The 7904-nt window shown below is 70.7% G+C and carries 6 protein-coding genes and 1 pseudogene; 3 read left to right on the top strand and 4 right to left on the bottom strand.

Features of this window, described 5'->3' with window-relative positions; translation table 11 throughout:
* Positions 1-1392, top strand: a pseudogene (locus ACFU8W_RS27330) (transposase); the annotation flags it as partial.
* A 19-nt stretch (positions 1393-1411) separates the two neighbouring features.
* Complete coding sequence (locus tag ACFU8W_RS27325; RefSeq protein ID WP_384042275.1) at positions 1412-2320, top strand: aminoglycoside phosphotransferase family protein; 909 nt, start codon at positions 1412-1414, stop codon at positions 2318-2320.
* A gap of 393 nt (positions 2321-2713) precedes the next feature.
* Here ACFU8W_RS27325 and ACFU8W_RS27320 read toward each other — a convergent pair whose 3' ends face one another.
* Positions 2714-3223: a hypothetical protein gene (locus tag ACFU8W_RS27320; protein ID WP_384042272.1), complete on the bottom strand. Its 510-nt coding sequence runs from the start codon at positions 3221-3223 to the stop codon at positions 2714-2716.
* On the bottom strand, positions 3220-4131 hold the full coding sequence (locus ACFU8W_RS27315) for an arginase family protein (RefSeq protein WP_384042269.1): 912 nt from the start codon (positions 4129-4131) through the stop codon (positions 3220-3222). The genes ACFU8W_RS27320 and ACFU8W_RS27315 overlap by 4 nt, the downstream gene beginning before the upstream one ends.
* Positions 4132-4225: 94 nt before the next feature.
* Here ACFU8W_RS27315 and ACFU8W_RS27310 point away from each other — a divergent pair, with 94 nt between their 5' ends.
* Positions 4226-4876, top strand: a complete 651-nt coding sequence (locus tag ACFU8W_RS27310) for a CGNR zinc finger domain-containing protein (RefSeq protein WP_384042266.1) — start codon at positions 4226-4228, stop codon at positions 4874-4876.
* Between the two features lie 143 nt (positions 4877-5019).
* Here the strand turns inward: ACFU8W_RS27310 and ACFU8W_RS27305 are convergent, their stop codons facing one another.
* Positions 5020-6438 (bottom strand): MFS transporter, encoded by a 1419-nt coding sequence (locus tag ACFU8W_RS27305; RefSeq protein ID WP_384042263.1) that lies wholly within the window; start codon positions 6436-6438, stop codon positions 5020-5022.
* 145 nt (positions 6439-6583) lie between these two features.
* Positions 6584-7807, bottom strand: coding sequence for a M20 family metallopeptidase (locus tag ACFU8W_RS27300; RefSeq protein WP_384042260.1), 1224 nt, complete (start codon positions 7805-7807; stop codon positions 6584-6586).
* Positions 7808-7904: the final 97 nt, after the last annotated feature.

Here is a 7904-nt window from a genome sequence, read left to right as displayed (position 1 = left end):
GCGACCTGGTGGGACCACACCGGAGCGCTGGCGGTCGTGTTCACCGGCGGCGCCGACAGCGGCCGCGGCGACCTGGTCCTGCCCGTGCGCCTGCCGTCCGGCTCAGGACGGTGGCCCTACCTGCTGCATTTCCTGAACAACCCGGAGACCTGGCACAAGATTGACCTCGTGCGCCGCCGGGATGCGTCCGTACCCGGCGGGTGGGCGTACGAGGCCCACCTGATGGTCCTGGCCGGCGGCTACGCATCCCCCACGACGAAGACCCGGCGTGCAGCGGCGGATGAGCTGGAGCGGGCCGGCGGGGTCGACGGCAACGTCTCCAACCTGTCCATCGTCTCCTTCCCGGCCACCTTCGACCCCGCCGACGGCTACGTCGAAGCGACCCGCATCGAGCCGTCCGACGAGGAGCTCGCCGCGCTGGCAAAGGCCCGCCGCAGGGAACGCGGCCGTAAGAGGGCGCTCGACCGTTCCCGCCGGGCGTCCAACCCTGACCAGTACCGGCCGTCGAAACGTCAGCAGGTCCGCGCCGAACGACGGGCCGCAACAGGCCTGCCCGAGCGGACCGTTGACATGCCCCGCGGTGCGAGGGCGGCGAACAAGGCCGGGGTGCCGAAGCAGGCATACTGGCGCGACAGCTTGTCGGCCGGCTACCGGCTCAACCGGGCCCGCCTCGCCGAAGCCGCCGCCACCCAGGCCGCGGCGAAAGACCACCGCGCCCGCCGCATCGCCGCAGACATCATCACCGACCACGGCGCGAACCTCGTCGTTGAGGACTGCGACATCCGCACCTGGTACCGCCGGTGGGGCAAAGCCCTCCAAGCCACCACACCAGGCAGGCTCATAGCCGCCATCGGCCGCGAGTGCGAGAAATCCGGCGGGCGAATGCTTCGCGCCTCCACCTTCACCACGAAGCTGTCCCAGACCTGCTTCTGCGGCGAGAAGGTCATCAAAACCCTCGCCGCCCGGATCCATGTCTGCACCTCGTGCGGGCTCGTCGGCGACCGGGACAAGGTCTCCGCGGCTCTGGGCGCCCACGTCCGCCTCACCGACCCGGACGCCCCCAGCACCGCGCGCCTGGACGTAGTCCAGGCGCGCCACACACAGATCTTGTTCCATGAAGGGCTGCAAGAAGCCCTGTCGAGTCAACCGCAGCGCGGTGCCCGCCCCACCCGGGGCCGCACCCACGCGGCAGCCCAGAAGCCGGAACATTCCGGCCGTGGGCCTCTGCTCGGCGAAACGCCACCACCCGGTACCGGACAAACCCCGAATGAGACCCGACCCGCAACCAAGCGGCACAAGGCCCACGTCGGAGCAGCCGGCTGCACGGACAGCACACCACCCAGGCGTGCCAGGTCCGCGCAGACACCGGGCGGACATCACAGCATTACGTGATGACTCTTAGGATCAGCGGGTGCTTACAGCTGTGTCGGACGGGCGCGCGGGAATCAACGCCGCCCTGGTGAAGCGGTTGATCACCGCTCAGTTCCCTCAGTGGAGCCGTCTGCCCGTGGTCCCGGTGGCTGTGGACGGCTGGGACAACCGCACCTACCGCCTCGGTGACGACATGACGGTCCGTCTGCCCACCGCGGCCGGCTACGCCCCTGCGGTCGACAAGGAATGCGACTGGCTGCCTCGCCTGGCCCCCGCGCTGCCGGTGGCTGTCCCCACCGTCCTGGCCAAGGGAGCCCCCGGCGCGGGATACCCCTACCCCTGGTCCGTGCGTGGCTGGCTGCCCGGTGAGACGGCTTCTCCCGAACGCATCGACGACATGACCCAGTTCGCCACCAGTGTCGCCGGGTTCATCCTCGCCCTTCAGCGCTGTGACTCCGAGGGCGGCCCTCTCGCCGGGGCGCACAGCGGGTATCGCGGCGCGTCACCCGCCCACTACGACGACGAGACACGTCGCTGCATCACCGCCCTGAGCAGCCGGATCGACACCGTGAGGGCCACCGAGACCTGGCAAGCGGCACTCGAGGCCCAATGGCGTGGAACGCCGGTGTGGTTCCACGGCGACATCGGCGGCAACAACCTGCTTGTCGCCGACGGCAAGTTGTCGGCCGTCATCGACTTCGGCACCTCGGGCATCGGCGACCCCGCCTGCGATCTCGTGATCGCCTGGACGATGCTCCGCGAGGAAAGCCGCGAGGCATTCCGGCACACAGTCGGCCAGGATGACGGCACCTGGGCCAGGGCCAGGGGCTGGGCGCTGTGGAAGTCTCTGCTGACGTTGACCCAGTGCTCCGATCCCAGGGACGGGCGAGTCGACATCCATCTCGATGTGATCGACGCGGTGCTGGCCGACCACGAACGCTTCGCGTAGCCCGGACCGACGCCGGCGTACTTTCCCACCGCCCAACGCCACCCACCATCACGTCACTTCGTGTCTCATGAGACACACCTGCGCTCGATGTTCTCGGCTTTGAGGCGGGTGGTGGGGTTGGCGAGGATCAGCCCGCGCTGCTTGGCGAAGCGGACGGCGAGCGCAGTGCGGCGATCGCGTTGCGACGCTGCCGTCCGCGTGCGAGGCCGGTGCAGAGGGGCTGTGGTGGAAGACGAGCTGGGCGAGCTGATTCATCCGGCCGATCCACCGGGGACGAGCGGTCACGTCGTCTCTGTGCGTGTGCTGGAGCTGCCATCACACATGAAACGCCGAGAAGACCGTCGATCGTGGTGTCTTTGCCGGTAGAGGGCCTGACCGTTGTATCGAGGCCTCTCACCGTAGGCGGCGGGCGCTGACCCCTTGGTCGAGCCGCCAGGTGTGTCCGCCGTCGATCGATCGTTCGTTGCGCCAGTGGAAGGTGTCGGCGGTGATGTCGGTGAAGGTCCAGCGGATGAGGTCGCTGCCGGCGGCGCGTTCCATGACGATGTCGTCGTCGATCTGGCGGGCGTACATGTGCACCACGTCGCCGCGGGCGGTGCCGTGGAAGGTGAACCGCCACAGTTGCAGGCGCGGATCCCAGATTCGTACGCACAGGCCGCACTCCTGGCCCGGAGCGCGGCCTGCGGCGAGGAGTTCCTCGTGCCCGGGCCATTGCCAGACATCCAGGACTGCTCTGCCCTCCAGCGCGTAGCTGAACTCCCATTCGCCGCTGACGCGGCGGGCTGGTGAGCCGTTGGTGGGGTAGTAGGTGATCTGGGTCGCCCAGTGTCCGGTCAGGCGTCCGAACTGCTTCATCTCGGTCGCGTACAGGTTGCTGGGGCCGTCGGTGAGCAGCGTCTTCATGGGTGCCTCTCCACGGTCGCAAGCGGGGTCAGGGCGGAGGCGAGGCAGTCGACGATGGGAGGGGCGTACGCACCGTCCGGGTCGAGTTCCGGATCGTAGATGGCGACGTCGAGCCCCACCACCCGGCCTGTGCCGGCCAGGGTCGAGACGAGTTCGGTGAGCTGGGAGAAGTCCAGGCCGGGACGGCCCGGGGAGTCCACCGCGGGCAGGACGCGTTCGTCGAGTACATCGAGGTCGAGGTGGAGCCAGACGCGGTCCAGCTCGCGCCGCTCCAGGCGGCGGATGACCTGCCGGCCCAGATCGGCGATGCCGATCTGCTGGATCTCCTGGGCGGTGAACCGGGTGACCGGGGGTGCGCCCTCATCCTCCCGGTCGCCGATCTGGATCACGTCCTCGTCAGCGACCAGGGGTCGGCCCACCACCGGCCAGTGGGTGAGCAGCAGCTCGCCACGGCCGGTGGCCAGGGCCAGATCCATTCCGGCCGCCGAGCCGAGGGAGGAACCGGCGTCGTGGTTGCCGGGGTGGCGGAAGTCGTTGTGGCCGTCGAGGTGAACCAGGCCGCAGCGTCCGTGGCGCCGGGCGCCCAGCAGGCACCCCAGCAGGATGCTGCAGTCGCCGCCCAGCACGACCGCGAACCGGGAGGCGGCGAGCGTGGCCTGGACGGCCTCGCCGAGCCGCAGCGCGTGCTCGCGGATGGTTACCCCGTTGCGGATGCGGGTCGCCGGCTGCGCGTCGAACTCGTAGGGCGGGCGGTCGAGCTCTGTCACTCGGGCGGGCCGCAGACGTGCTTCCAGTCCCGCCGACAGCAGCGCTTGCGGGGCCCGCCATGTTCCGGGATCGCGCCTCGGCGCGGGCGGTCGCAGGCCGAGGTTCCAGGGGGCCGCGATGAGCTCGATGGCAGCAGCCATGGGCGTCTCCTATCAGCCGGGAGGTTTTCCAACCGGATAACATCAGTACACTGGTTGGATGGAATGAGGCAAGCCCATGAAAGGCGGCTCACGCGTGACGGGAACCATCCAGCCCCACACCTTCAGGTGCCGTGACCTGATCGGCGGGCACATCGTCATCGACCTGGTGAACACGGTCACGGCACGTGACGCGGAGCCGACCGACTGGCTCGACGGCTACCCGCGCCTGCTGGAATGGGCCGCCCTCACCGGTCACTTCGCCCCCGCCGACCTCACGGACCTGCGGCGGCTGGCCGACACCGAGCCCGGCAGGGCCGAGCTGGCCCTGGACCGCACTCGCGAGCTGCGCGAGGCTCTGCACGATCTGGTCACGGCACTGATCCACCCAGGCGCTCCGGCTCCCGCGGAGGCGGTCGACCAGGTTGAGAACCATTGGAAGCACGCCGTCGCCAGTACGCGTCTCACCGTCCGCGGGAACACGCCGCAACTCCAGGTCTGCGTCGAGACATCGGGGCTCGAGTACCTCAACCACGAACTCGCCCTACAGGCATTCGACCTGCTTCGGGCGCTGCCGCTGGAACGCACCCGCGTCTGCCCCGGTCTGCGATGCGGCTGGGTGTTCATCGACAGCTCCCGGGGCGGCCGCCGCCGCTGGTGCGATATGGCCACCTGCGGGAACTCCGCCAAAGGCCGAACCCACTACCAGCGGAAACGAGCCGACGGCACGGGCCCGGGCGGGCCCTGAAGGGCGCTCTCCGGGAATCGGTTCGTGTGAGCCTCGGCGACAGCGCTCGGCCCAGTCGCAGCGCGGCTCGGGGCGACCGCCGAGGTTTCGGTGTCGGGCATGAGGTACTCCTCGGGAGAGGCGAGGCGGCGCATGAGGGCGGGTCAGTCGCGGCGCGGGGCGAGCAGGGTGAGGAGCAGTGCCGTCGTGGTCACGACCGCGCACAGCGACCACACGGTGAGGTAGGCGGACAGGGCCGGTGCCGTGGTGCCGTCCGCCAGCAGGGTGCCGAGGATCGCGGCGAACGCGGCGCCGGCGATGCTGCCGCCGAGTGTCTTGAGGTTGTTGTAGACGGCCACCGCGCTGGCGGACCGGTCCGCGGGGCTGGCTTCGACGATCACGGTCGGCAGTCCGCCGCTGGCCAGGCCCGTCCCGGCTCCCGCGACGGCGTAGGCGAGGGCGAACCCGTGCAGCGAGGAGTGGGCCGCGACCAGTGCGGTGTTTCCGGCGGCGACGAGGCCGAAGGCGAGTACGAGCATGCGGCGCAGGCCGATCCGTGCGGCGACCGATGCACTGGTGGCGGCCGCCAGGAAGCCCGCCAGGTGCGGAATGCCGCCCCACAGGCCGATCTGCCAGGCGGCGAGCCCGAAGCCGTAGCCCGTGGTCTCCGGTGCGGCGTCCAGGTATGAGACGGCGACGACCGGCTCGGCGAGCATCACGACGCCGAGCGCGAAGCCGGAGGCGAGGTGCGGGGCCACGGCCCGTCCGGCCGCCGATCGCACATCCACCAGCGGGTGTTCCTGGCGGAGTTCCCAGCGCACCCACAGGGCGAACAGCACGAGCGCTGTGGCGAGGCCGGCGAGCGTTCCGGGCGATGACCAGCCCCGTGTGCCGCCCTGGGAGACCGCGGCCAGGAAGAGGACGAGGGCCACGCTCAGCAGGCCCACGCCCACCCAGTCCATTCGGCCGGAGGCCTTGTGCCGGGTCTCGGGAATACCGCGGATCGACAGCAGGACGCAGGCGGCAGCCAGCACGGCGAAGCACCACAGGGTGGGGCGGACACCGCCGAGGAGACGGTCCAGAAGCCCGGTCGTGAACGAGCCGAGCATCGATCCGAGTACGAGGGAGGAGACGAGCAGGCCGACGGCTCGACGGCTTGCCTGCGGTCCCAGACGGTCGCGGCACAGCCCGATCTCCAGGGCCAGCAACGCGGCCAGCGGACCGAGGAGCACGCGGCCGGCCAACAGCAGCGTCACGTCGGGGGCGAGCGCGACCAGCGTGCTGCCCGCGGCGACGCACGCCAGGGCGACGCGCAGCATGAGCCGGTGCCCGTACCGGTCGCCGAGGCGTCCGAAGGCGGGCACGCACACGGCGGCGGACAGGAACTGCACGGCGGTGATCCACTGGGCCGTGCCCGGGCTGATGCCGAGCATGTCCCGGATGGCGGGGATCAGGGGTGTGATCCCTCCCTGGAGGAACCCGCTGGTCAGCTCGAACAGGACGAGCAGTCCGACGACGCCGCGAACAGATCCGGGCGCGGGGCCGGACGGCGTCGACTGCGGCCGGGGCTGGGTGACGCTCATTGACACACCTTTCGGTTCACGAGCGGGACAGACCGTGGGCCCTGGCCGACACGGGTGGACCATGACGGGACTGGCCGGAGCGGGGCGGGCCCGGCCGAGGTGCGGCCGCTGGTCCGGGCCGTAGGGTCCACGTCGTGCGGCGGTCTCACGTCCGAGGGGTAGTGAGCGACGAGCCGGCCGTGCGGGCCAGCCTCTTCGTGGCCAAATCCGCGAGGAACGCCGCCTGGCGCGGCAGGACTGCGTCGTCGAACACCGCCTGCGGCGAGTGGTTCATGGGCGCCGTCCCGGGATCGCGTCCCTCGGGCACGGCCCCGAGCAGCAGCATCGCGCCGGGAACCCGCTCCAGAACCAGGGAGAAGTCCTCCGACCCGCTGGCGGGTATCGGCGAGAGGAACACCTGGTCGTCACCGAGCAGTTCCCGCGCCGCGTCCATGGCGAAGGCGGTCTCCCCGGGCTCGTTGACGGTCACCGGGTACTGCACCTCGTAGTCGACGTCGACGTCGAGGCCGTGCGCGGCGGCGATGCCGCGGACCAGGCGGGGCAGCCCCTGAGCGAGCCGCTCGTGATGGACGACGGAGTAACTGCGCACGGTGGCCTCGAAGGAGGCCGTCTCGGGGATGACATTGTTCTGGGTGCCGGCGTGGAGCTTCCCGACGGTGACCACGACCGGGTCGAAGATGTCGAACGTCCGGGTGGTCCAGCTGTGGATCGCGGTGACCATCTCGCAGGTCGCCGGGACCGGGTCCAGGGCGGAGTGCGGCGCGGAGCCGTGCCCGCCGCGCCCGCGCACGGTGACCCGCAGCACGTCGGACGCGGTCATCACGGTGCCCGGCCGACTCACCAGCATGCCCTGCGGGACCCGGTTGGCGGAGACATGGACAGCGTACGCGGCGTCCAGCGGGCGACCGGCGGCCTCCAGAACACCTTCGTCGATCATGCGCCCGGCCCCGTTGTAGCCCTCCTCGCCGGGCTGGAACATGAACACCACGTCGCCCTGCAGCTGTTCGCGCCGGGCGCTCAACAGGCGCGCGGCGCCGACCAGCCCGGCCGTGTGCAGATCGTGCCCGCAGGCGTGCATCCTGCCTGGCACCTCGGAGGCGTAGCCCACCCCGGACGCCTCCTGCACCGGCAGGGCGTCCATGTCACCGCGCAGCAGCACGGCTCCTCCGGGACGCGACCCGCGCAGCACCGCCGTCACCGACGTCAGGCCCTTGCCCGTGGTGATCTCCAACGGCAACCCGTCCAGTGCCGCGAGCACCTTGTCCTGCGTGCGCGGCAGGTCGAGCCCCAGCTCGGGCTCCCGGTGCAGGGCGCGCCGCAGGGCCACCAGCTCGTCCCGCAGCTCCTCGGCATCCGCCAGTACCGACATGTTCCTTGCACCTTCCCGACACGGTCCAGCCGCCCGCGGTTCGCGAGCAGTGGACCGAGCGTGAAGGCCACACGCCATGACTGACCAGAAAGCGCCG

Origin of the sequence: Streptomyces sp. NPDC057565 (assembly GCF_042801455.1) — a bacterium.
GTDB lineage: Bacteria > Actinomycetota > Actinomycetes > Streptomycetales > Streptomycetaceae > Streptomyces > Streptomyces yanii.
Note: the sequence above shows the minus strand (reverse complement) of the source record. Positions and strands in the feature narration are given on the sequence as shown.